The following is a 23,553-nucleotide window of genomic DNA, read 5'->3' as shown; positions in this document are numbered from 1 at the left end:
GGTTGTCAGTGGCGGGCTGCACCATGGGGGCATGGCGCGACGTACCGGCGAGGAGCCTCTGGACACCCCCGACCCGCTCGCGGGCTTCGCCCCCGCGACCAGGGCCTGGTTCACGGGCGCCTTCACCGCGCCCACCACCGCCCAGTCCCAGGCCTGGGCCGCCATCCAGCGGCAGACGGACGTCCTGGTGGTCGCCCCCACCGGCTCCGGCAAGACGCTGGCGGCCTTCCTCTCCGCACTCGACCGGCTCAGCAGCACCCCGCCGCCCGCCGACCCCAAGCACCGCTGCCGGGTCCTCTACATCTCCCCGCTCAAGGCCCTCGCGGTGGACGTCGAGCGCAACCTCCGGGCGCCGCTCGCCGGGCTGCGCCAGGCCGCCGTCCGGCTGGGCCTGCCCGAGCCGGAGGTGCAGGTGGCCATCCGCTCGGGCGACACCCCCGCCGCCGACCGCCGCCGCTTCGCCGGCCATCCGCCGGACATCCTGATCACCACCCCGGAGTCGCTCTTCCTGCTGCTCACCTCCGCCTCCCGGGAGGCGCTGCGCGGCATCGACACCGTGATCCTGGACGAGGTGCACGCCGTCGCCGGCACCAAGCGCGGCGCCCACCTGGCCCTCAGCCTGGAGCGGCTCGACGAGCTGCTGGAGCGCCCGGCCCGCCGGATCGGCCTCTCCGCGACCGTCCGGCCGGTCGAGGAGGTGGCCAGGTTCCTCAGCCCGCAGCGCGGGGCGGTGATCGTCCAGCCGCCCTCCGCCAAGCGGTTCGACCTCTCGGTGGTCGTCCCGGTCCCCGATCTGGCCGACCTGCCGACCCCCGTGGCCGACGACCCGTCCCGGCCGGGGCCGCCGCCCGGCCGCCAGGCCAACGGAGCGTCGATCTGGCCGCACGTCGAGGAGCGGATCGTCGACCTGGTCCAGGCCCACCGCTCGACCATCGTCTTCGCCAACTCCCGCCGCCTCGCCGAGCGGCTCTGCAACCGGCTGAACGAGATCGCGGTCGAGCGCGCCACCGGTGAGCCACTGCCCGAGTCGCACGCACCGGCGCAGCTGATGGCCGAGTCGGGCGTCGCCAGGGGCGCTCCCCCGGTGCTGGCCAGGGCGCACCACGGATCGGTCTCCAAGGAGCAGCGCGCCCAGGTCGAGGAAGAGTTGAAGGCCGGCCGGCTGCCCGCCGTGGTGGCGACCTCCAGCCTGGAGCTGGGCATCGACATGGGCGCGGTGGAGCTGGTGGTCCAGGTCGAGTCGCCGCCCTCGGTCGCCTCGGGCCTGCAGCGGGTCGGCCGGGCGGGCCACCAGGTCGGGGCGGTCTCCACCGGCGTGGTGTTCCCCAAGTACCGCGGCGACCTGGTGCAGTCGGCGGTGGTGACCGAGCGGATGCGCGCCGGTCGGATCGAGGCCATGCGCATCCCGCGCAACCCGCTGGACGTGCTGGCGCAGCAGCTGGTCGCGATCACCGCCCTGGACACCTGGGACGTGGACGAGCTGCTCGCCCTGGTCCGCCGGGCCGCGCCCTTCGCCACCCTGCCGCAGTCCGCCTTCGACGCCGTGCTCGACATGCTCGCCGGCCGCTACCCCTCGGACGCCTTCGCCGAGTTGCGCCCCCGCCTGGTGTGGGACCGGGTGGCGGGCACGGTCACCGGCCGCCCCGGCGCCCAGCGCCTCGCCGTCACCTCCGGCGGCACCATCCCCGACCGCGGCCTGTTCGGCGTCTTCATCGCCGGCACCGATCCGAAGAAGGGCGGCGGGCAACAGGAGGGGCAGCGCGAGGCGCCTCCCAAGAAGGGTGGCGGCGGGCGACGGGTGGGCGAGCTGGACGAGGAGATGGTGTACGAGTCCCGGGTCGGCGATGTCTTCACCCTGGGCACCACCTCCTGGCGGATCGAGGAGATCACCCACGACAAGGTGCTGGTCACCCCGGCCCCCGGCATCCCCGGGCGGCTCCCGTTCTGGAAGGGCGACACCCTCGGCCGGCCGCTCGAACTCGGCCGCGCGGTGGGCGCCTTCGTCCGCGAGCTGGGCTCCCTGACGCCCGACCGGGCCACCGAGCGGCTCAAGGCCGCCGGTCTGGACGACTGGGCGGCGGGCAATCTGCTCAGCTACCTCGCCGAGCAGCGGGCCGCCTGCGGCCACCTGCCGGACGACCGCACCATCGTGGTCGAGCGCTTCCGCGACGAGCTCGGCGACTGGCGGATCGTCATCCACTCCCCCTTCGGCGCCCAGGTGCACGCGCCCTGGGCCCTGGCCCTCGGCGCCCGGCTGCGCGAGAAGCACGGCCTGGACCCGCAGGTGATGCACGCCGACGACGGGATCGTGCTCCGCCTCCCCGATGCCGACCTGCTCGACTTCCCCGTCGACCGGCCCACGTCCGACGAGGCCCCGGTCGGCGCCGACGCCGCGCTCTTCGACGCCGAGGAGATCGAACAGCTCGTCACCGACCAGGTCGGCGGCTCCGCGCTGTTCGCCTCCCGCTTCCGCGAGTGCGCCGGGCGCGCCCTGCTGCTCCCCCGGCGCAGCCCCGGCAGGCGCACGCCCCTGTGGCAGCAGCGCCAGCGCGCCTCGCAACTCCTTGAGGTGGCCGCCGAGTACGGCTCCTTCCCGATCGTCCTCGAAGCCGTCCGCGAATGCCTCCAGGACGTCTTCGACGTCCCGGGGCTGGTCGAGTTGATGCGCGATCTGGAGTCACGCGCCGTACGGTTGGTGGAGGTCACCACCCCCGAGCCCTCCCCCTTCGCCCGCTCGCTCCTCTTCGGCTACGTCGCCCAGTTCCTGTACGAGGGCGACTCCCCGCTCGCGGAGCGCCGCGCCGCCGCCCTCTCGCTGGACTCCCGGCTGCTCTCCGAGCTGCTCGGCCAGGCCGAACTGCGCGAGCTGCTCGACCCGGCCGTACTCGCCGAGTTGGAGGCCGAACTCCAACGCCTCACCCCCGACCGCCGGATCAGGGACGCCGAAGACGTCGCCGACGCACTGCGCCTGCTCGGCCCGCTGGGCGAGGCCGAGTTGACGGCGCGCGGCGCCGAGCCGCTCTGGGCGCTGGAGTTGGAGGCGGCCCGCCGCGCCATCCAGGTCCGGATCGCCGGCGAGCCGCGCTGGGCGGCGATCGAGGACGCCGGCCGGCTGCGCGACGCCCTCGGCACCCCGCTGCCGGTCGGCGTCCCGGAGGCGTTCACCGAACCGGTGAAGGACCCACTGGGCGACCTGCTCGCCCGGTACGCCCGCACGCACGGCCCGTTCACCTCGGCCGAGGCGGCGGCGAGGTTCGGCCTGGGCACCGCCGTGGTCACGGGCACCCTGCACCGGCTCACCGCCACCGGGCGCCTGGTCCAGGGCGAGTTCCGCCCGGTCGAGGGCCACACCGCCACCGTCGAGTGGTGCGACGCCGAGGTGCTGCGCAGACTGCGCCGCCGCTCGCTGGCCGCGCTGCGCCAGGAGGTCGAGCCGGTCCCGCCGCGCGCGCTGGCCGCCTTCCTGCCCCAGTGGCAGCACCTGGCCGGCCACCGGCTGCGCGGCCTCGACGGCCTGCTGCGCGTGGTCGAACAGCTCCAGGGCACCGCACTGCCCGCCTCCGCGCTGGAGAAGCTGATCCTTCCGGCCCGCCTGGCCGACTACACCCCGGGCGCGCTGGACGAGTTGACGGCGGCCGGCGAGGTCGGCTGGTCCGGCGCGGGCGCCCTGGCGGGCAAGGACGGCTGGATCAGCCTGCACCTGCCGGAGTCCGCCCACCTGCTCCGCCCCGAGCCGGTGCCGCCCGCACTGACCCCCGTGCACACCGCCCTGCTCGACACCCTGGCGGGCGGGTACGGCCTGTTCTTCCGTCAGCTCGCCGAGCGGTCCCCCGACACCCCCGAGCCCGAACTCGTCGAGGCCCTCTGGGACTTGGTCTGGGCCGGATACGTGACCAACGACACCCTCGCACCGCTGCGTGCCCTGCTCGGCTCCGGCCGGACGGCCGGAGCCACCGCGCACCGGGCCCCCCGGTCCACCCCGCGCGGCCGGTACGGCGGGGCCGGGCGCGGCTTCGGCCGCCCGGCGGGCGCGCTGCGCTCCGGTCCGCCCACGGCCGCCGGCCGCTGGTCGCTGCTGCCCGCCTTCTCCGAGGACGCGACCACCCGGGCCGCCGCGCAGGCCCAGAGCCTGCTCGACCGGCACGGTGTGCTCACCCGGGGCGCGGTCGCCGCCGAGCGCGTTCCCGGCGGCTTCGCGGGGGTGTACCGGGTCCTGGCCGCCTTCGAGGAGCGCGGCCGAGCCCGGCGGGGCTACTTCGTGGAGGGCCTCGGCGGCGCCCAGTTCGCCATGGACGGCGCGGCCGACCGGCTGCGCGCGGTCAACGCCAGGCTGGAGCGGGCCGCCGCGACCGAGTGGCCGGGCAGCGGCACCGGCGTCGAACCGCCGCAGGTCCTGGTGCTGGCCGCCGCCGACCCGGCCAACGCGTACGGCGCCGCCCTGCCCTGGCCGGAGCCGCCGACCGCCTCGGGTGCCAGGCCGACCGCCGCCGCCCACCGACCTGGCCGCAAGGCCGGCGCCCTGGTGGTGCTGGTCGAGGGCGAGCCTGCGCTGTACGTCGAGCGCGGCGGGAAGTCCCTGCTGGCCTGGCAGCCGCACCCGGCGGCGGTCGAGGCACTGGCCGAGGCGGTCCGGCACGGCGCACTCGGCAGCAGTGTCACCATCGAGCGCGCCAACGGCGAGGCCGCCCTCACCTCCGAGCTGGGCCGCCTCCTGGAGCAGGCCGGCTTCCACCCCACCCCGCGCGGCCTGCGGCTGCGCGCCTGACCGCCGGGGCGAGGAGTCAACTCCCCAGCGGCGCGGGCAAGCACGCGGGAGGTGCCCACGACCCCTTGGTCGCGCACACCCGATCAGCCGGGAAACGTCCGAGGCGCGGGGAACTGCGTGTGTGGGCAGTTCCCCGCGCCCCTGAGAAGCCATCTCCTGCCCCGGAAGGGCTGCCCGGTGCTATCCGTCAAGCGGTGCACCCGGTTCCGCCTCCGGCGGTTCACCCGTACGGTGTCGTGCCCCGGTCAGCAGACGACTGCTGTGTACCGGTACGAGGCCGAGGCCCCAGCCGCCCAGGGCCAGTACGCCGAGTACGGCACCGCCGCTGCGGAACCCGCTGCCCAGCAGCAGTCCGCAGCCCAGCAGAGCCAGGAACAGAGACGGGAACCAGCGCCGGTCCGGGCCTATTCGCCCGAGAACGCCTTGTCGTACGGCGGCACATGCCGCTCGGACTCTCCGCACCACCGGCCTCCTTCACTCGTCCCCCGCGGCACGCGGGGAGGGCGAGGTCCGGTCAGGCCGCCACCACGTCCACGGCCGCAGCCTTGGGCGAGATGCCGCTCATCCGGTCGACACCGGGAGCGGGCAGCGGAACCGGTTCGAGTACCGGCCTCAGCAGCTCACCCTCCGAGAGGGTGGCCATTGCCGCAAGTTCGGCGAGCGAGAGCTCATCGCTGACCTCGCGCATGACTTCGGACATCCGGACATCGAGTGCGTCGCAGATGGCGGAGAGCAGCTCGGAGGATGCCTCCTTCTGCCCCCGCTCGACCTCGGAGAGGTAACCGAGCGAAACCCTGGCGGCCGCCGACACCTCGCGGAGTGTGCGGCCCTGGCGCTGGCGCTGCCGACGCAGTACATCGCCCAGTAGGCGACGGAGCAGGATCATCGGTGCCTCCCTCCTCGGACTGCGGATCGAGATGTCACGACCCCACCGTACCGCCTCGTCCGCATCGCGTGCGGGGACCATGGTCGTGTTCACTCTGGGCTGCAAGGCTGTCCCCTCCCCTGTTTGTTCCCCGCCCGGACTGTCCACGCGCCCGCTCCGGGCCCGCAGTCGAGGCCACGCGACTTACCGGCTACCTGGTTTCTGCCCAGCCAGGCCATCTGGTGTAACACGATCCTCCAGCTCTGACAGCCAGTTCAGTGCCAATTCAGGAAAACAGTCGGCAATCTCAGCGCGACAGGGGTTCAACCGCTACGCGGTCGCTCAGCAACTCCAGCGCGGCGGTCACCGCATTGGCACGGATTGTGTCACGTGCCCCCGACAGCCGGGGCGAGACGACGAAGGTCCCCTCGGGCCCGGCCAGCGCCAGGTGCACCGTGCCGACCTCCTGGCCGCCCTGCGGCTCGGGACCGGCCACGCCGGTGGTCGCCAGTCCGTAGGTGGCACCGAGCAGTCTGCGGACGCCGTCGGCCATCTGCCGGGCCACCACCGGGTGCACCGGACCGTGGACGGCCAGCAGGCCCTCGTCCACCCCGAGCAGGGAAGCCTTCAGGTCCGTGGCGTACGCGGTGACCGAGCCGCGGAAGGTCGCGGAGGCGCCGGGGACGTCCACCAGGGCCGCCGCCAGCAGTCCGCCGGTCAGCGACTCGGCGACGGCCAGCGTGGCACCGCGTCCGCGCAGCGCGGCATGCGCGAGCTCGGCCGGTCCGGGGCCCTGCGCCGACCCGTGCTGCGGTGCTGCCGCGTGGCCCGCCGTCGCGCCGGAGCCCGGCGAGAGGATGTCGTTCACTGCCCGGCCCGTTCCTTGGCCATGCCCTCGCGGCGCAGCCGGACCGCCTGTCCGATGTAGTCGAGCCCGGTGCCGACGGTGAGCAGGACGGCGAGGCCCATCAGCACGGCCCGCCCGGTGGCCAGCCAGCCGGTGAGCACCAGCACGTACATGCCGACCGCGATGCCCTGGGTGAGGGTCTTCAGCTTGCCGCCCCGGCTGGCGGGGATGACGCCGTAGCGGATCACCCAGAAGCGGAGCAGGGTGATGCCGAGCTCGCGGGCCAGGATGACCACGGTGACCCACCAGGCGAGGTCGCCGAGGACGGAGAGGCCGATCAGCGCGGACCCCATGATCGCCTTGTCCGCGATCGGGTCGGCGATCTTGCCGAAGTCGGTGACCAGGCCCTTGCGCCGGGCCAGCTCCCCGTCGAAGAGGTCGGTGATCATCGCGATGGCGAAGGAGGCCCAGGCCACCGAGCGCCACTTGGGATCATGGCCACCCGCTGCGAACAGCAGCGCCACGAACACGGGCACCAGCAGCAGCCGGACCATCGTCAGGATGTTGGCGATGTTCCAGAGGCCCGGCTGCGGCGGCAGCGCCGCACCCGGGCGGCCCGGGTGCGGCGCTGCCGGGGCACCTGGCCCCTGGGTCATGCCTCGGCCCCAAGCAGCTCCGCGACCAGGTCGACGCCCTCGGTGCCGACCACCAGGGCGCGGTGGAACTCGCCGACCCCGACGTGCTCGGCGCCCAGCAGGGTGGTCAGACCGTCCGTCTCGGGGGCCTGGTGGGCCGCCCGGCCCTCGACCACGCCGTCCTCGACCGACTCGACCAGGACCAGGACCTCGGTGCCGATCCGCTGCTCCGCGCGCTGGGCGGTGAGCTCCTCGGCGAGCCGGGAGAGCTTGGCCAGGCGCTCGGCGACCACGTCCTCGGGCAGCTTGCCGTCGTAGGTCGCGGCCTCGGTGCCGTCCTCGTCGGAGTAGCCGAAGACGCCGATCGCGTCCAGCCCGGCGTGCGTGATGAACCGCTCCAGCTCGGCGAAGTCCTCCTCGGTCTCACCGGGGAAGCCGACGATGAAGTTGGAGCGGGCGCCGGCCTGCGGGGCCCTGTCCCGGATGGTCTTCAGCAGCTCCAGGAACTGGTCGGTGTTGCCGAACCGGCGCATCCGGCGCAGCACCGCCGGGGCGGAGTGCTGGAAGGAGAGGTCGAAGTACGGGACGACCCCGTCGGTACCGGTCATCACGTCGATCAGCCCGGGCCGCATCTCGGCGGGCTGGAGGTAGCTGACCCGGACCCGCTCGATGCCCTCGATCGCGGCGATCTCGGTCAGCAGCGTCTCGAGGAGCCGGATGTCGCCGAGATCCTTGCCGTACGAGGTGTTGTTCTCGCTGACCAGGACGACCTCGCGGACGCCCTGCTCGGCCAGCCACTGGGCCTCGTGCAGCACGTCGGAGGGGCGGCGGGAGATGAAGGAGCCGCGGAAGGCGGGGATGGCGCAGAAGGAGCAGCGCCGGTCGCAGCCGGAGGCCAGCTTGACCGAGGCGACCGGGTTGTCGTCCAGCCGCTTGCGCAGCGTGCGGGGACCGGAGGCGGGGGCGAGGCCCTCGGGCAGGTCCTCGGGGGCGCCGTGGCCGGGCAGGGCGACCTCGGCGGCGGCCGCCTGCCGCTCGACCGGGGTCAGCGGAAGCAGCTTGCGGCGATCGCGCGGGAGATGGGCGGCGTGGTGCCCGCCGGAGAGGATGGTCTGCAGGCGGTCGGAGATGCTGGCGTAGTCGTCGAAGCCCAGCACGCCGTCCGCCTCGGGCAGCGCGTCGGCCAGCTCCTTGCCGTAGCGCTCGGCCATGCAGCCGACCGCGACGACGGCCTGGGTGCGGCCGTGCCCCTTGAGGTCGTTGGCCTCCAGCAGGGCGTCGACGGAGTCCTTCTTGGCGGCTTCGACGAAGCCGCAGGTGTTGACCACGGCGACATCGGCTTCGGCGGCGTCGTCGACCAACTGCCAGCCATCGGCCTCCAGTCGCCCGACGAGTTCCTCGGAGTCCACCTCGTTGCGGGCGCATCCGAGCGTGACAAGGGCGACTGTACGGCGTTCAGGCATAGGGCCAAGATTAACGCGCGAGCTCCGGTGCCGTTCGCCCCGGAGGTCGCGCGCCCCGAATGTACGGTTCCGCTCAGCCCGCCTGCGGGTCCCCGGGGGTGTATGTGAGGTGCACCACCTGGCCGTCCTCGCCCGCCGGGCCGAGGTCCTTGCCGTTGACGTACACGTGTACGGCGGCCGCGTTGCCGATCACCAGCTTGATCTGCTTGGGGTCGGTGAAGGTCTGGTCGGTCCCCTGGTCCAGGTTGTTCTGGAAGAGCGACTTGCCGGTGCTGTCGGTCGCCGACACCCAGCTGGTGTCCTTCTCGGCGACCAGCTTGACGGTGACCTTGTCGGCCGGGGCGGCGGCGATCGCGCTCGGTGCCGCGCTGCTCGGCGGTGCGGTGCTCGGCGCGGGGGCGGGCGGCTGGACGGGGGCGGTCTGCGGCGCGGCCGCGGACTGCGGGGAGCCTGCAGTCGGGTGGGTCGGCTTGCCGGCGAACAGGTTGAAGCCGATCAGCACGACCACCGCGACGATCGCGACCATCATCGCGGTGGTCCAGTTCGGGCGGCGGTGGTCGGTGACCTTGATCGGTCCGGTGTCCAGCAGCTTGGTGGGGCGCTGCGGCCCCGGCGCGCCGCCGTGCGCGGCGTCGTACCTGGCGATCAGCGGCTCGCTGTCGACACCGACCGCCCTGGCGATCGACCTGATGTGGCCCCGGGCGTAGAAGTCGCCACCGCAACGGCTGAAGTCGTCGTCCTCGATGGCGTACACGATCGGCACCCGCACCCGGGTGCCGACACTCACCTGATCGACCGTCATCCCGGCCGCCAGTCGCGCGGCAGCGAGCACCCGGCCGATGCTCTCCGCCTCGGCGGCGGGCTCGACGGGCACCTGCTGCTCCGGCACGGCACCCGAGGGGTCGGCGGAGGGCCGGCGACTGACGCGGCGGAGGGACTTGCCGATGGTCACTGGGAGCGCCTTTCGAGCGTTGGCCATCTGCTGAGAAGACAGTCTAGGGGCGGGGGTGGAGCCTTTCTCAAGCGGACCGGGCCCGAATACACCCCGCGGCGTACGGCCGGTGGCGACCGGCCGTCAACCGGGTGGCCGCACCGGGCCGCCCTGCCTGGAGTGACGTGGCGGCCCGGTCGGTGGTTCCCGGTCGGCCGGGCCGCCCCGGCTTCCTCCGAACGAGTGAGGCCGGGGCACGGAAACCCGCGGGTCAGCCCCGGATGGTGAGGATGACGGCGTCCAGCTCGTCCGGCTTGACCAGCACGTCGCGGGCCTTGGATCCCTCGCTCGGGCCCACGATGCCGCGCGACTCCATGAGGTCCATCAGCCGTCCGGCCTTGGCGAAGCCGACCCGCAGCTTGCGCTGGAGCATCGAGGTCGAGCCGAACTGGGTGGAGACCACCAGCTCGGCCGCCTGGATCAGCAGGTCCAGGTCGTCACCGATCTCCTCGTCGATCTCCTTCTTCGGGCCGCCGCCGACCGTCACGTCGTCCCGGTAGGTCGCGCTCAGCTGGTCCTTGCAGTGCTGGACCACCTTGGCGATCTCGGCCTCGGTGACGAAGGCGCCCTGCATCCGGACCGGCTTGCTGGCACCCATCGGCAGGAAGAGCGCGTCACCCTTGCCGATCAGCTTCTCGGCGCCCGGCTGGTCCAGGATGACCCGGGAGTCGGCCATCGCCGAGGTCGCGAAGGCCAGCCGGCTCGGGACGTTGGCCTTGATCAGCCCGGTGACCACGTCCACCGAGGGCCGCTGGGTGGCCAGCACCAGGTGGATGCCGGCCGCCCGGGCCAGCTGGGTGATCCGCACCACCGAGTCCTCGACGTCACGCGGGGCGACCATCATCAGGTCGGCCAGCTCGTCCACGATCACCAGCAGGTACGGGTACGGCTTCAGCTCGCGCTCGCTGCCCAGCGGCGGGGTGAGCCTGCCCGACCGGACCGCCGCGTTGAAGTCGTCCACGTGCCGGAAGCCGAAGGCCGCCAGGTCGTCGTAGCGCAGGTCCATCTCGCGGACCACCCACTGGAGGGCCTCGGCGGCCTTCTTGGGGTTGGTGATGATCGGCGTGATCAGGTGCGGGATGCCCTCGTACGCCGTCAGCTCGACCCGCTTGGGGTCGACCAGCACCATCTTGACCTCGTCCGGGGTGGCCCTGGCCAGCACCGAGGTGATCAGGCAGTTGATGCAGGACGACTTGCCCGCGCCGGTCGCACCGGCCACCAGGATGTGCGGCATCTTGGCGAGGTTGGCCATCACGGTGTGGCCCTCGACGTCCTTGCCCATGCCGACCACCATCGGGTGGGTGTCCTCGGCCGCGGTCCGTGAGCGCAGCAGGTCGCCGAGGTTGACCATCTCCCGGTCCCGGTTGGGGATCTCCACCCCGACCGCCGACTTGCCGGGGATCGGGCTGATGATCCGCACGTCCGGGCTGGCCACCGCGTACGCGATGTTCTTGGCCAGCGCGGTGATCCGCTCGACCTTCACCGCCGGGCCGAGCTCGACCTCGTAGCGGGTGACCGTCGGCCCGCGGGTGAAACCGGTGACCCGGGCGTCCACCTTGAACTCCGCGAAGACGCCGCTGAGCTGGGCCACCACCTCGTCGTTGAGGGCGCTGCGGGCCTTGCCGGGCGCGCCGAACTCCAGCAGGTCCAACGGCGGCAGGGTGTACGTGCCCTCGCCGGTCAACTGGAGCTGCTCCATCCGGACCGGCGCGGCGCCGTGCTTGTCCAGGTCGACCCCGGCGGCGCGGGCGGCCGGGACCGCGGGCTCCTCCGGCGGGGCGGTGCGGTCCTGCACCTGGTGCATGATGCCTGCCACCGCGGGCGACGCGGGCACCCCGTGCACCAGGGCGCCGTCCAGCTCGGCGGCGACCCCGGCGGCGATGTCCCGGGTCGCGTAAGGGTCCTTGGCGAACGCGTCGGGGACGGCGTCGGCCGGCTCCGGCCCGTCCGCCTTCCTGCGCCGGCGGCGGCGCCGGGCCGCCACCTCGTCCTCCGTGTCCTCGATGCTGAACGGCAGCGCTTCGGGGTCGGCGTCCTCGGGCGGCTCGGTGGAGAACTCGCGGTCGTACGCCTCGTCCGGGTACTCGTCGTACGGCGACTCCACGACCCCCAGGCGCTCGCCGAGCAGGCGCAGCCGCTCGGGGATCCGGTTGACGGGGGTGGCGGTGACCACCAGCAGGCCGAAGAAGGCGAGCAGCAGCAGCAGCGGGACGGCCAGCGGCGGTCCGGCGGCGGCCATCATCGGCGTCGAGGCGGCCCAGCCGAGGATGCCGCCGGCCTGCCGTATCCGGGTCGCTCCGGTGGACATTCCGGGTGCACCGCAGCCGATGTGGACCAGGCCGAGGACACCGACGATCAGGGCGCTGAGCCCGATCGCCACCCGGCCGTTGGCCTCCGGCACGCCGGGGTGGCGCATCAGCCGGATCGCCAGCACGAGCAGCAGCAGCGGCATCAGCACGTCGAGCCGGCCGAACAGCCCCGACACCACGTTGGTGGCCGCCTCGCCCAGCCAGCCCTGCGGGCTGAACCAGGTACCGGCCGCCGTGATCAGGGAGAGCGCGAGCAGCAGCAGCGCCACCCCGTCCTTGCGGTGGTCGGGGTGGAGGTTCTTGGCACTGTCGCCGAAGCCCCGGAAGACCGAACCGATGCTGTGCGCCATGCCCAACCAGACCGCTCGGACGGCCCGGAAGAGCATCGGCCTCGGCGGCGGCGACGCCGGAGCCTTGGCGGCGGCCTTCTTCGCGGGGGCCCGCTTGACCGGTGGTTTGGCGGCGGGGGCTTTCTTGGCAGCCGGTTTCGCCATGGGCTTCGCGGCGGGCTTGGCAGCGGCTGGCTTGGCGGCGGGGGCCTTCTTGGCCGGCCCGGGTTTCGAGTTGCGTGCGGGGCTTCCGGGCATACGTGTGGCCATGGGTCAGCAGCCTACCGGGGGTCGTCTGCCCTGCACATGTGACCGATCCCCGGGCCCGGCCACGTGTCGCCGACGCCTTGTCAGGGCCGCCGGAGGCGCCGGGAACCACCTCGGCACGCCCTGCGGAGGCACTCATCCACCGGCCCTGCGAGGCAGCCTGGCGAGCCGTCAGAGAGCTGTCGGACAGCCGTCCGCGGCCGCCCGGCGCCTGGAGGCGCGCCGGGAGCGCGCGGAGCCTCCCGCGCGCTCCCGGCGCTCAGTTGGCGCCCGGCCGCAGGGCGTCGAGCGCCTGGCGCAGACTGGCGAGCTTGCGCTCCAGATGAGCCGCCGTCACCGCCGCACCCGCCTCGGTGGAGCCGGCCAGCTGCTTGGTGAGCGCCTCGGCCTGCTCCTCCACCGACGCCAGCCGCGCGGACAGCTCGCCGAGCAGCGCACCGCCGATGGCCTGCTGCTCACCCGCCTCCAACTGCAGCCGCAGCAGCGCCGCCTGCTCCTTGAGCTGGCAGTTCTTGGTGTAGAGGTCCACGAAGACGGAGACCTTGGCGCGCAGCACCCACGGGTCGAAGGGCTTGGAGATGTAGTCGACCGCACCGGCCGCATAACCCCGGAAGGTGTGGTGCGGACCGTGGTTGATCGCGGTCAGGAAGATGATCGGGATGTCCCTGGTCCGCTCGCGGCGCTTGATGTGGGCGGCCGTCTCGAAGCCGTCCATTCCCGGCATCTGCACGTCCAGCAGGATCACCGCGAAGTCGTCGGTGAGCAGCGCCTTCAGCGCCTCCTCACCGGACGAGGCGCGGACCAGAGTCTGGTCCAGCGCCGAGAGGATCGCCTCCAGCGCGAGGAGGTTCTCCGGCCGGTCGTCTACCAGGAGGATCTTCGCCTTCTGCACCAGGACCCGCCCTCCTGCCGGTTGTTTTCCGAGGGAAGGCACCCGCGTGCCGCCCACCACTGCCCCGGTCATGCTAGCCGCACCCCCTCGCCCGCCACATCGCTGTGCGCAAATGCGGCCTGCAGACTTCGTGGAGACACCCGAACCGCAGCCGACCCATGAGAGCGCCTTGTCACCGTTCGGTCACTGTTCGCAACGATGGGTGACCTTACCGGGTTCCCGGCACGACCCGCCAGCCCGGCCGGAGAGCCGGATTCCTCTTTCCCGCGGCCCGGCTCGGCCCTGCTGCGGCACCGCTCGGCGCCGGGAGTTCCGGGCCCGGCGCCGTGGCGACTACTTGCCGGGAAGCCACTGGCGCATCACCGCCAACAGGTGGTCGGTCTCGACCGGCTTGGTCACATGGTCGTTGGCTCCCGCGTCCAGGCTCTTCTCCTTGTCCCCCTTCATCGCCTTGGCGGTCAGCGCGATGATCGGCAGGCCGGAGAACTGGGGCATCCGGCGGATCGCCTCGGTGGTCGCGTAGCCGTCCATCTCCGGCATCATGATGTCCATCAGGACCACGGCCACGTCCTCGTGCTGCTCCAGGACTTCGAGGCCGGCCCGCCCGTTCTCCGCGTACAGCACCGTCAGGCCGTACTGCTCCAGCACGCTGGTGAGCGCGAAGACGTTGCGGACGTCGTCGTCCACGATCAGCACCCGCTGGCCGTCGAAGCGGCCCTGGAACTGCGCGGCCGTGCTCGGTCGTGCGGCGGATTCGCCGCCGGGGCCGCCGGCCGGCTCCTCGGCCGCCGCCCGGCGCCGCTCGGCCTCGCCGCGGCGGCGCTCCTCCGCCAGCTCGCGCACCTCCTGCGCCCAGTGCTCGGCCGGGTTCTCCCCCACCGGCACCGGCGTGCCGGCCGGAGTCACCGCAACGCTGGCCCTGACCAGCGGCGACGCCAGGCGTTCCAGCGTGACGGCCGGGCCGGGGGCCTCGCTGCGCAGCGGCAGGTAGAGGGTGAAGGTGGAGCCCTGGCCCAGCTCGCTCTCGGCGTGGATCTCGCCGCCGAGCAGGCGGGCGATCTCCCGGCTGATGGACAGGCCGAGGCCCGTCCCGCCGTACTTGCGGCTGGTCCCGCCGTCGGCCTGCTTGAAGGCCTCGAAGATCTCCCACAGCTTGTTGTCCGGGATGCCGATGCCGGTGTCGGAGACCGAGAAGGCGATCAGCGATTCGTCGGGGGAGGTGATCGCGCCGCTCTCCAGCAGCTGCTCGCGGACGTGCTGCGGGGCGAGGTCGGCGCGGCGGATCCGCAGTTCGACGGCGCCGGACTCGGTGAACTTGAACGCGTTGGAGAGCAGGTTGCGCAGCACCTGCTGGAGCCGCTGCTCGTCGGTGTGCAGGGTGACCGGGAGGTCGGAGGTGACGATCACCGCGAAGTCGAGGCTCTTGCCCACGGTGAGCGGGCGGAACGCGGCCTCGACGTAGTCGACCAGCTGGACCAGGGCGATCTTGGCCGGGCGGACGTCCATCTTGCCCGCCTCGACCTTGGAGAGGTCGAGAATGTCGTTGATCAGCTGGAGCAGGTCGGAGCCCGCGCCGTGGATGGTCTCGGCGAACTCGACCTGCTTGCCGGAGAGGTTGCCCTCGTTGTTGTCGGAGAGCAGCTTGGCCAGGATCAGCAGCGAGTTGAGCGGGGTGCGCAGCTCGTGCGACATGTTGGCGAGGAACTCGCTCTTGTAGCGCGAGGCGAGCGCGAGCTGTTCGGCGCGCTCCTCCAGGACCTGCCTGGCCTCCTCGATCTCGCTGTTCTTGATCTCGATGTCGCGGTTCTGCTGGGCGAGTTGCTCGGCCTTCTCCTGCAACTCCTCGTTGGTGCGCTCCAGCTCCTCCTGGCGCGCCTCCAGTTCGGCGGACCGCATGGAGAGTTCGGCGGTGAGGCGCTGGGACTCCAGCAGCAGGCCCTCGGTCTTGGTGTTGACGCTGATGGTGTTGACGGTGACGCCGATCAGATCGGCGATCTGGTTGAGGAAGTCCAGGTTGACGGTGGTGAAGGAGCTGAAGGTGGCCAGCTCGATCACGCCGAGCAGCCGGCCCTCGAACATCACCGGGAGCACCACCACATGGGCGGGGCTGGCCTCGCCCAGGCCCGAGGCGATCTTCAGATAGCCGGGCGGGGTCTCCTTGAGGATGATCGAGCGCTTCTCCACCGCCGCCTGGCCGACCAGGCCCTCGCCGGGCCGGAAGGTGGTCGGCATCGCGCGGCGCTGGTAGCCGTAGCTGCCGATCAGGCGCAGCACGGTGTCGTTCTCGTCGTCGTCCTCGGTGATCAGCTCGGCGGTCCGGCCGGCGGGCTGGGCGAGGAAGAAGGCACCGTGCTGGGCGGAGACCACCGGGGTCAGCTCGGTCATGATCAGCGAGGCGACGGCCTCCAGGTCGCGGCGGCCCTGGAGCAGACCGGAGATCCGGGCCAGGTTGGTCTTGAGCCAGTCCTGCTCCTGGTTGGCGCGGGTGGTCTCGCGCAGGTTGGCGATCATCTGGTTGAGGTTGTCCTTGAGCTCGTCGAGCTCTCCGGACGCGTCCACGTCGATCCGCAGCGACAGGTCGCCCCTGGTCACGGCGGTGGCGGCCTGGGCGATGGCGCGCACCTGGCGGGTCAGGTTGTTGGCGAGCTCGTTCACCGACTCGGTCAGGTCCTGCCAGGTGCCGTCCACCCCGGGGACGCGGGCCTGGCCGCCGAGGCGGCCGTCGGTCCCCACCTCGCGGGCGACCCTGGTGACCTCGTCCGCGAACGCGGACAGCTGGTCGACCATGGTGTTGATGCTGGTCTTGAGTTCGAGGATCTCGCCGCGGGCGTCCACGTCGATCTTCTGCGAGAGGTCTCCGCGCGCGACCGCGGTGATCACCAGGGCGATGTTGCGGACCTGGCCGGTCAGGTTGTTGGCCATCTGGTTGACGTTGTCGGTGAGGTCCTTCCAGATGCCCGCGACGCCGGGGACGCCGGCCTGGCCGCCCAGGATGCCGTCGGTGCCCACCTCACGGGCCACCCTGGTGACCTCGACGGCGAACGCGGACAGCTGGTCCACCATGGTGTTCAGGGTGCCCGCCAGGGCCGCGACCTCGCCCTGCGCCTCGATGGTGATCTTCTTGGAGAGGTCACCCCGGGCGACCGCCGAGGCGACCTCGGCGATGTTCCGCACCTGACTGGTCAGGTTGGATGCCATGAAGTTGACGTTGTCGGTCAGGTCCCGCCAGATACCGGAGACCCCGCTCACCCGGGCCTGACCGCCCAGGATCCCCTCCGTGCCGACCTCGCGGGCGACCCTGGTGACCTCGTCCGCGAACGCCGACAGCTGGTCGACCATCGTGTTCACGGTCATCACCAGCTCGCGGATCTCGCCGCGCGCATCGACGGTGATCTTCTTCGAGACGTCGCCCCGGGCCACCGCGGTGGTCACCTCGGCGATGTTGCGGACCTGGCTGGTCAGGTTGGAGGCCATGAAGTTGACGCTGTTGGTCAGGTCCTTCCAGGTACCCGACACCCCCGGCACACTCGCCTGGCCGCCGAGGATGCCCTCGGTGCCGACGTCCCGGGCGACTCTGGTGACCTCGTCGGCGAAGGCGCCGAGCTGGTCGACCATGGTGTTGATGGTGTTCTTCAGCTCCAGGATCTCGCCCCTGGCGTCCACCTGGATCTTCTGCGACAGGTCGCCCTTGGCCACCGCCGTGGTCACCTGGGCGATGTTGCGCACCTGGTTGGTGAGGTTGTTGGCCATCGAGTTGACGTTCTCGGTGAGGTCCTTCCAGACCCCCGCGACGCCCGGCACCTGGGCCTGGCCGCCCAGGATGCCCTCGGTGCCCACCGCGCGCGCCACCCTGGTCACCTGCTCGGCGAAGCCGGAGAGCTGGTCGACCATGATGTTGATGGTGTTCTTCAGCTCCAGGATCTCGCCCCGGGCATCGACCTCGATCTTGCGCGACAGGTCGCCCTTGGCCACCGCCGTGGTCACCTCGGCGATGTTGCGCACCTGCGCCGTCAGGTTGTTGGCCATGAAGTTCACCGAGTCGGTGAGATCACGCCAGACCCCGGCGACACCCGGCACCTGGGCCTGCCCGCCGAGGCGGCCCTCGGTGCCCACGTCCCTGGCCACCCTGGTGACCTGAGCGGCAAAGGAGTTGAGCTGGTCCACCATCGTGTTGACGGTGTTCTTCAGCTCCAGCATCTCGCCGGCCACGTCCACCGTGACCTTGTGCGACAGGTCGCCCTTGGCCACCGCCGTGGTCACCTCGGCGATGTTGCGCACCTGCGCGGTCAGCCGACCGGCCATGGTGTTGACCGAGTCCGCCAGGTCCTTCCAGCTGCCCGACATGCCGCGCACCCTGGCCTGGCCGCCCAGCTTGCCCTCGGTACCCACCTCCAGGGCGACCCTGGTCACCTCGTCGGTGAACTCCGACAGCTGGTCCACCAGCCCGTTCACGGTCCGGCCCACCTTGAGGAACTCGCCGCGCAGCGGGTGGCTCACCCCGTTGGTGTGGACCGAGCGCAGCTCCATCCGCTGGTCCAGGTCGCCCTCGGCGATCGAGGAGAGCACCCGGCCCACGTCGGCCATCGGCCGCGCCAGGTCGTCGATCAGCGCATTGCAGTTGTCGACCGCCGCCATCCAGGCGCCCTCGCCGACCCCGCTCTCCAGCCGCTCGGAGAGCCGTCCCTCCCGGCCCACCGCCCGGCGGACCCGGGCCAGCTCACCGGTCAGATGCTGGTTGCGCTCGGCGACCTCGTTGAACACAGCCGCGATCTCGGCCAGCGGCCCGTCCCCCGGGACGGTCAGGCGGCGCCGGAAGTTGCCGTCCCGCATCGCCGTCAGCGCCGCCAGCAGCTTGCGCAGATCGGCGGGCTCGGCCCCCCGGTTGTGGTTCGGACGCCGCCCCAGGCTGCCGCGCGCCTGCGCAGCCCGCCCGGCGCGCGCGGTCGCCGGAGTCGTACCGGGTACGTCCTTGGTGGCCGAACTCAACGGGCCCTCCCACATCGTGACTGCTCAGGTCCGATCGAAAGCGGGCACCGGCCCGCCCCCGAACGCCGCCCCGGCTGCTGCGGACAGCCGCCGACACCCCACCGACCGTACTGCGTCGCCGCATGCTGCGGACCCCCCAGTCTGTCAGCACCGGCGCTCCGTGTCCGGCCCGTTGCACAGGGTCTCCACCGGCCGGGAACAAAGTGGTGGCCAGAATCACCCTCTGGTGCCTGTTTCGGCGCCCGGGGCCCACGGGGTACCAAGCGGAAAGTAGGGTGGAGCGCTGCACCTGGCCATGGGCGCTTCCCGCGCCCGCACCGACACCCGCCGCCAGGTCGGCCAGGCCGGGAGGGGTTCCCGGTCGGCGCCACCGGGAAGGCATTCCCGGCCGGAGCCTACCGGCCGGAGCAGGGCCGTCGATCGACCTGATGGGAGAAGTGGCACGTGGTCACCGCGCGCGCAACCGCCACCTTCGAACCGGTCGGCCGCTCGGCCGCGGCCGCGCGCGGCTTCGTCCGCGACGCGCTGCTCGGCTGGGGCCTGCCCGAGGTCGTCGACGACGCCGTGGTCCTGGTCAGCGAACTCGTCACCAACGCCGTGGTGCACGCCGGTACCGCCGCCGAGGTCGCCTGCCTGCGCGAGGAGGACTCGATCCGGATCGAGGTGACCGACCGTCACCCCGAGCGCGGCCTGCCGTCCTTCGCCAACGTCCCCGCCGCCTCCTCCGACCGCTACGCCGACCCCGACGGCGAGGGCGGCCGCGGCCTGCTGATGTGCTCCGCGCTCTCCAGCCGCTGGGGCGTCGAGTACGCCGCCGGACAGAAGACCGTCTGGTTCCGGCTGCCGCTCCCCGCCCAGGTGGCCGGCACCCGCTACGCCCTCCCCAGCCTCCCCGGCGGCGAACTCCCGGACGCCGAAGGGCCGGTCATGGTCGCGGTCGTCCAGGTGGACGAGCACGGGCTGGTCCGCGCCTGGAACCCGGACGCCGAAGCCCTCTTCCAGCACCCCGCCGACCAGGTCCTCGGCCGCACCTGGAGCGACCTGGCCGCCTGGCCGCAGACCGCCGGGATCGGCCTCGGCCTCGCCGAGACGCTCCGCCTGGCCCGCTGGGAGGGCAGCTTCGGGCTGCGCCGCGCCGACGGCCAGGTCACCGAGGTGTACGGTCTCCAGGTCCGGGTCCGTGACACCCACGGCATCCCGTCCACCCTCTGCCTGCTGGTCCGCGAGACCGACCGGGGCGTGCTGCGCTCCCCCGGCACCTCCGTCGAGACCCCCTCCGCCATCGAACCGCTGGACCTGCTGGTCGGCCCGATCGACCAGCACGACCTCGGCGGCCTGCTCCAGCGCGTCGTCGAACGCGCCCGTGACCTGCTCGACGCCGACGCCGCGTACCTGATGCTCACCACCGACGACGAGACCGAGTTCGAGGTCCGCGCGGCCACCGGTCTCAGCCCGGTCGGCCGCCGGCACGGACCGATCCCGGTCGAATCCGGCGCCGGCCGCTACGACTCCGCCCGGCTGCCCGCCGTGCACGAGGACCTCTCGGTCCGGCCCAGCTCGGCCCCGCTGCTCACCGGCACCGGCCTGCGCTCGCTCATCACCGTCCCGCTCAAGGTCGAGGGCCGGCTCACCGGCTCGCTCGGCGTGGCCGCCGCCACCCCGGGACGGTACGACAACGAGGACGCGCTGCGGCTGCAGTTCGCCGCCGACCGGATCGCCCTCGCCCTGGAGAGCGCCCGGCTCACCGAGCTCGAACGGCTGCGCAGAGGCTCGCTGTCCTTCCTGGTCGAGGCCTCCGACCTGCTGGCCGGCACCCTGGAACACCGGCAGACGCTCGCCCTGATGGCGCAGATGGCCGTCCCCACCCTCGCCGCCTGGTGCGCGGTCTACACCACCGCCGACCAGAACGGCGGCGCCGACCTCGCCTTCGTCCTGCACGAGGACGAGGACCGGATCGACCCGCTGCGCGCCCTGCTCGACAAGACCCCCGCACCCGAGACCGACCCCGCGCCCGGCGCCCGGTTCTGGAAGGGCCCGCTGGAGACCGCCCGCGCCTCCGGCCTGGCCGACACCCCCGACCTGGCCGGACTGCTCGGCGAGACCGTGGTCCTGCCGCTCGCCGCCCGCAACCGGGTGATCGGCCTGCTGGTGCTCGGCGTCGGCACCGGCGTCCGCTTCCGCCAGGAGATGCTCGAACTCGCCGAGGACCTCTCCCGGCGAGCGGCCCTCGCGCTCGACAACTCCCGGCTCTACTCCGAGCGCACCGCCACCAGCCAGGCCTTCCAGCGCGCACTGCTGCCACCGGAGCTGCCCAAGATCCCGGGCGTCGAGGTCGAGGTCTTCTACCAGGCCGCCGGCGAGGGCAACGAGGTCGGCGGCGACTTCTACGACATCTTCCCGATCCGCCCCGGCACCTACGGCTTCGCCATCGGCGACGTCTGCGGCACCGGCCCCGAAGCCGCCTCGGTCACCGGCCTGGCCCGCCACTCACTGCGGCTGCTCGCCCGCGAGGGCCTGGACGCACCACAGGTCCTCACCCGGCTCAACGCGGCCATCCTGGACGAGGGCGCCCGCAGCCGCTTCCTCACCCTGCTGTACGGGGAGTTGACCCCCCGACCGGACGGCACCACCGTCCTGTCCCTGGTCTGCGCAGGCCACCCGCTGCCGCTCCGGCTGCGCACCGACGGCGAGGTCGAGCCGGCCGCCTCACCGCAGCCGCTGCTCGGTGTACTGGAGGAACTGGACCTGGAGGCCGAGGAGTTGGTGCTGCACCCCGGCGAAGTCCTGCTCTGCGTCACCGACGGCGTCACCGAACGCCGCGAGGGATCAAGGATGTTGGGCGAGGACGGTCTCGCCCAGGTGCTCAGCGGCTGCACAGGGCTCACCGCCGGAGCGGTCGCGGCACGCGTCCAGCGAGCCGTGGAGCGCTTCGCGCCCGAGCCACCCTCGGACGACATGGCGATCCTCACCCTCCGGCTGCCCACCCAGCGGACCCGCTGACCGGCTGCGCCACCCTCCCGCTCACTCTCGTTCAGCAACCGGTCATCCTCGGCCGCCCGACAGCTGACGACTGTACAAATTGTGAGATTCACAAGGGTACAAGCCGTCCGGAGGCGGGTACACCGGATTCACCGGGGATTCCCCCGGAGGGGACATCAACCACCGGACCGCCGCCGGCTCGACCTGCCGGATGTGCCGGTTCTTCACTCCACCGCAGCCGCCCGCACGCCGGCGCCACGCGTCCAGAGCCGTATGCCCGATGCCACTCTGCCCTGCGCACTGTGTCCGGTGCCATGCGCCCTGTGCCGCGTGCCGCTCCCGTGCGCCTTCGGCACGGAACGACGCACCGAACCTCGATCGCACGCAGCACCTCGATCGCACTCACGCCGCCACCCGGCACACAGAGTGAAAGGAGCCTCCGGTGAGCACTGAAGCTACCGGGGCGAACGCCCGACCCGCAGGAGCCGACGCGGGTCCCCTCGGACACCTGGCCCTCGGACTGACCCTTCTCGCATACGGCCTGCTCGCCACCGGCATCCTCAGCGGTACCGGGGTCAAGGACGCCGTGGCCCTCGCCCACCTGGTCGGCGGGGTCACCCTCTTCATCGCCGGCCTCTGGCAGCTCCGCAGCGGCGACACCTTCACCGGCACCGCCTTCACCGGCCTCGGCGCCTTCTGGGCCACCTGGTCCGTGGCCGCAGGCGCCGGAAAGCACGCGGCCGGCCTCTTCCTGCTGCTGTGGGCCCTGCTCGCCTTCACCCTCGCGGTCGCCAGCTGGACCTCCGGCCTCTTCAGCCGCCTGGTCTACGGCCTGCTGACGGTCGCTCTGCTGCTCACCGCCATCGCCACCTTCGCCGGCAGCGGCGGGCTCGCCAAGGCAGCCGGCTGGATCGCCGCCCTCGCCGGAGTGGTCGCCTGGTACTGGGCCACTGCGGCCCTCACCAACAGCGGCTGGGGCCGCACCGCACTGCCGGTGAAGTAACCGACAGCCCGCGTGTTCCGGACGCCTGGAGCGCCGGACCAGCCGGCAGCGTCGGACCCTCCGGGCAGCCGGGCAGCCGGGCAGCCGGGCAGCAGAAAGGGTGGGGCCGGACTCCCGAGGGAGTCCGGCCCCACCCCATTGCTGTCTTGCCGTGCGGGACGGTTGCCGGGCGTACACGTGCCGGGCGTTCACGGCCTGCTCGCGGACGTCCGTTCCGCCACCCGGACCGTCACCTTCGAGGACGTTCCCGCAGGCTCCTCGACGTCCGTCCGCCAACCGCTCGCAGCGTGCTGCACCAGGTACACCACCGCCAGCAGCGCCACCGCCACCAGGCCGTCCGCCCAGAAGTGGTTCGCCGTCACCACCACGACGAAGACCGTGATCAGCGGGTGCAGCACGACCAGCCACCGCCACGGCCCTCGTGCGACCCGTACGACGGCCACCGCCACGATCACGCACCACGCCACGTGGACCGACGGCATCGCGGACAGCTGATCCGCCACCACCCCGCCGACCCTGCCGCCGTACACCGACTGCCCGTACTCGGCCGCCAGGTCGACGAACCCACTGTCCGGCAGCATGCGCGGCGGCGCGACCGGAATGAACTGGATCAGCAGACAGGCGGCCGTGGTCAGCACCACGGTGGTCCGCACCCACCGGTAGCGGTCCCGGTGGCGAAGGAAGAGCCAGAGCAACAGCACGAGCATCACACCGAAGTGCATGGTCGCGTAGTAGTAGTTGCTGGCCGTGACCAGCCATCCGTGCGGCACGACCGCACGCTGCCAGGACGCCTCGTCGGGCAGCCCCAGCCGCAGTTCGGTCCGGTGGATCCACTCCGCCCGGTCCAGCGCATGATCCGCGCTCAACAGCGAGAGATGGCCGACCAACTGCCAGAGCATGAAGAGCCCCAGCAGAATACCGGCCTCCCGCAGCACAGCCGCCGTACCGGCAGCACGTGTGGCAGGTCCGGAACGCGTGGCACGCTTGACCGCATACGCCGCTCCGACCAGGACCACCGAGGCACCGCCCGCGGTCTGCCACGTAAGGGTCAGGTTCTGCATTCGCAGAGATTAACGCAGAAAGGCCCCTCCCGAACCCGGGAGGGGCCTTTCCACTATCAAAATTTGTTCGGCGGCGTCCTACTCTCCCACAGGGTCCCCCCTGCAGTACCATCGGCGCTTTGAGGCTTAGCTTCCGGGTTCGGAATGTAACCGGGCGTTTC

12 protein-coding genes and 1 rRNA gene are annotated in these 23,553 nt (G+C 72.3%); 3 read left to right on the top strand and 10 right to left on the bottom strand.

Annotated features, from left to right (window positions below; genetic code table 11):
* Positions 1–31: 31 nt before the first annotated feature.
* On the top strand, positions 32–4,765 hold the full coding sequence (locus UK12_RS11275; protein WP_045302446.1) for an ATP-dependent helicase: 4,734 nt from the start codon (positions 32–34) through the stop codon (positions 4,763–4,765).
* A 514-nt stretch (positions 4,766–5,279) separates the two neighbouring features.
* Here the strand turns inward: UK12_RS11275 and UK12_RS11270 are convergent.
* The 8 genes from UK12_RS11270 to UK12_RS11235 form a co-directional block, all read right to left on the bottom strand.
* Positions 5,280–5,651, bottom strand: coding sequence for a helix-turn-helix domain-containing protein (locus UK12_RS11270; RefSeq protein ID WP_045302444.1), 372 nt, complete (start codon positions 5,649–5,651; stop codon positions 5,280–5,282).
* Positions 5,652–5,937: 286 nt separating this feature from the next.
* The gene (locus UK12_RS11265; RefSeq protein WP_269432007.1) at positions 5,938–6,498 is read right to left on the bottom strand and encodes a CinA family protein; all 561 of its coding nucleotides are present in this window, start codon (positions 6,496–6,498) and stop codon (positions 5,938–5,940) included.
* Positions 6,495–7,133, bottom strand: coding sequence for a CDP-diacylglycerol--glycerol-3-phosphate 3-phosphatidyltransferase (pgsA, locus tag UK12_RS11260; protein WP_045302442.1), 639 nt, complete (start codon positions 7,131–7,133; stop codon positions 6,495–6,497). The genes UK12_RS11265 and pgsA overlap by 4 nt, the downstream gene beginning before the upstream one ends.
* Entirely contained in the window at positions 7,130–8,575 is a 1,446-nt protein-coding gene (rimO, locus tag UK12_RS11255; protein WP_045302440.1) for a 30S ribosomal protein S12 methylthiotransferase RimO, read from the bottom strand. The genes pgsA and rimO overlap by 4 nt, the downstream gene beginning before the upstream one ends.
* A gap of 73 nt (positions 8,576–8,648) precedes the next feature.
* Positions 8,649–9,554, bottom strand: a complete 906-nt coding sequence (locus UK12_RS11250; protein ID WP_082119507.1) for a helix-turn-helix domain-containing protein — start codon at positions 9,552–9,554, stop codon at positions 8,649–8,651.
* Positions 9,555–9,777: 223 nt separating this feature from the next.
* Positions 9,778–12,474 carry a DNA translocase FtsK gene (locus UK12_RS11245; protein ID WP_045302438.1) on the bottom strand — a complete coding sequence of 899 codons (2,697 nt, stop codon included), beginning with the start codon at positions 12,472–12,474 and terminating at the stop codon, positions 9,778–9,780.
* A gap of 256 nt (positions 12,475–12,730) precedes the next feature.
* Positions 12,731–13,363: a response regulator gene (locus UK12_RS11240; protein ID WP_231591147.1), complete on the bottom strand. Its 633-nt coding sequence runs from the start codon at positions 13,361–13,363 to the stop codon at positions 12,731–12,733.
* Positions 13,364–13,696: 333 nt separating this feature from the next.
* On the bottom strand, positions 13,697–18,193 hold the full coding sequence (locus UK12_RS11235; RefSeq protein ID WP_045302502.1) for a HAMP domain-containing protein: 4,497 nt from the start codon (positions 18,191–18,193) through the stop codon (positions 13,697–13,699).
* A 600-nt stretch (positions 18,194–18,793) separates the two neighbouring features.
* Between UK12_RS11235 and UK12_RS11230 the strand changes: the two genes are divergently transcribed.
* The gene (locus tag UK12_RS11230) at positions 18,794–21,349 is read left to right on the top strand and encodes a SpoIIE family protein phosphatase (RefSeq protein ID WP_045302436.1); all 2,556 of its coding nucleotides are present in this window, start codon (positions 18,794–18,796) and stop codon (positions 21,347–21,349) included.
* 421 nt (positions 21,350–21,770) lie between these two features.
* A complete protein-coding gene (locus UK12_RS11225) occupies positions 21,771–22,331 on the top strand; it encodes an acetate uptake transporter (protein WP_045302434.1) in 561 nt (186 codons plus the stop codon).
* 188 nt (positions 22,332–22,519) lie between these two features.
* On the opposite strand, the gene UK12_RS11220 is transcribed toward UK12_RS11225, so the two are convergent.
* Both UK12_RS11220 and rrf read right to left on the bottom strand, forming a co-directional pair.
* Positions 22,520–23,392: a phosphatase PAP2 family protein gene (locus UK12_RS11220; RefSeq protein ID WP_045302432.1), complete on the bottom strand. Its 873-nt coding sequence runs from the start codon at positions 23,390–23,392 to the stop codon at positions 22,520–22,522.
* Between the two features lie 65 nt (positions 23,393–23,457).
* A 5S ribosomal RNA gene (gene rrf, locus UK12_RS36515) occupies positions 23,458–23,553 on the bottom strand; the annotation flags it as partial.

The sequence above is a fragment of the Saccharothrix sp. ST-888 genome (assembly GCF_000955975.1).
GTDB lineage: Bacteria > Actinomycetota > Actinomycetes > Streptomycetales > Streptomycetaceae > Kitasatospora.
Note: the sequence above shows the minus strand (reverse complement) of the source record. Positions and strands in the feature narration are given on the sequence as shown.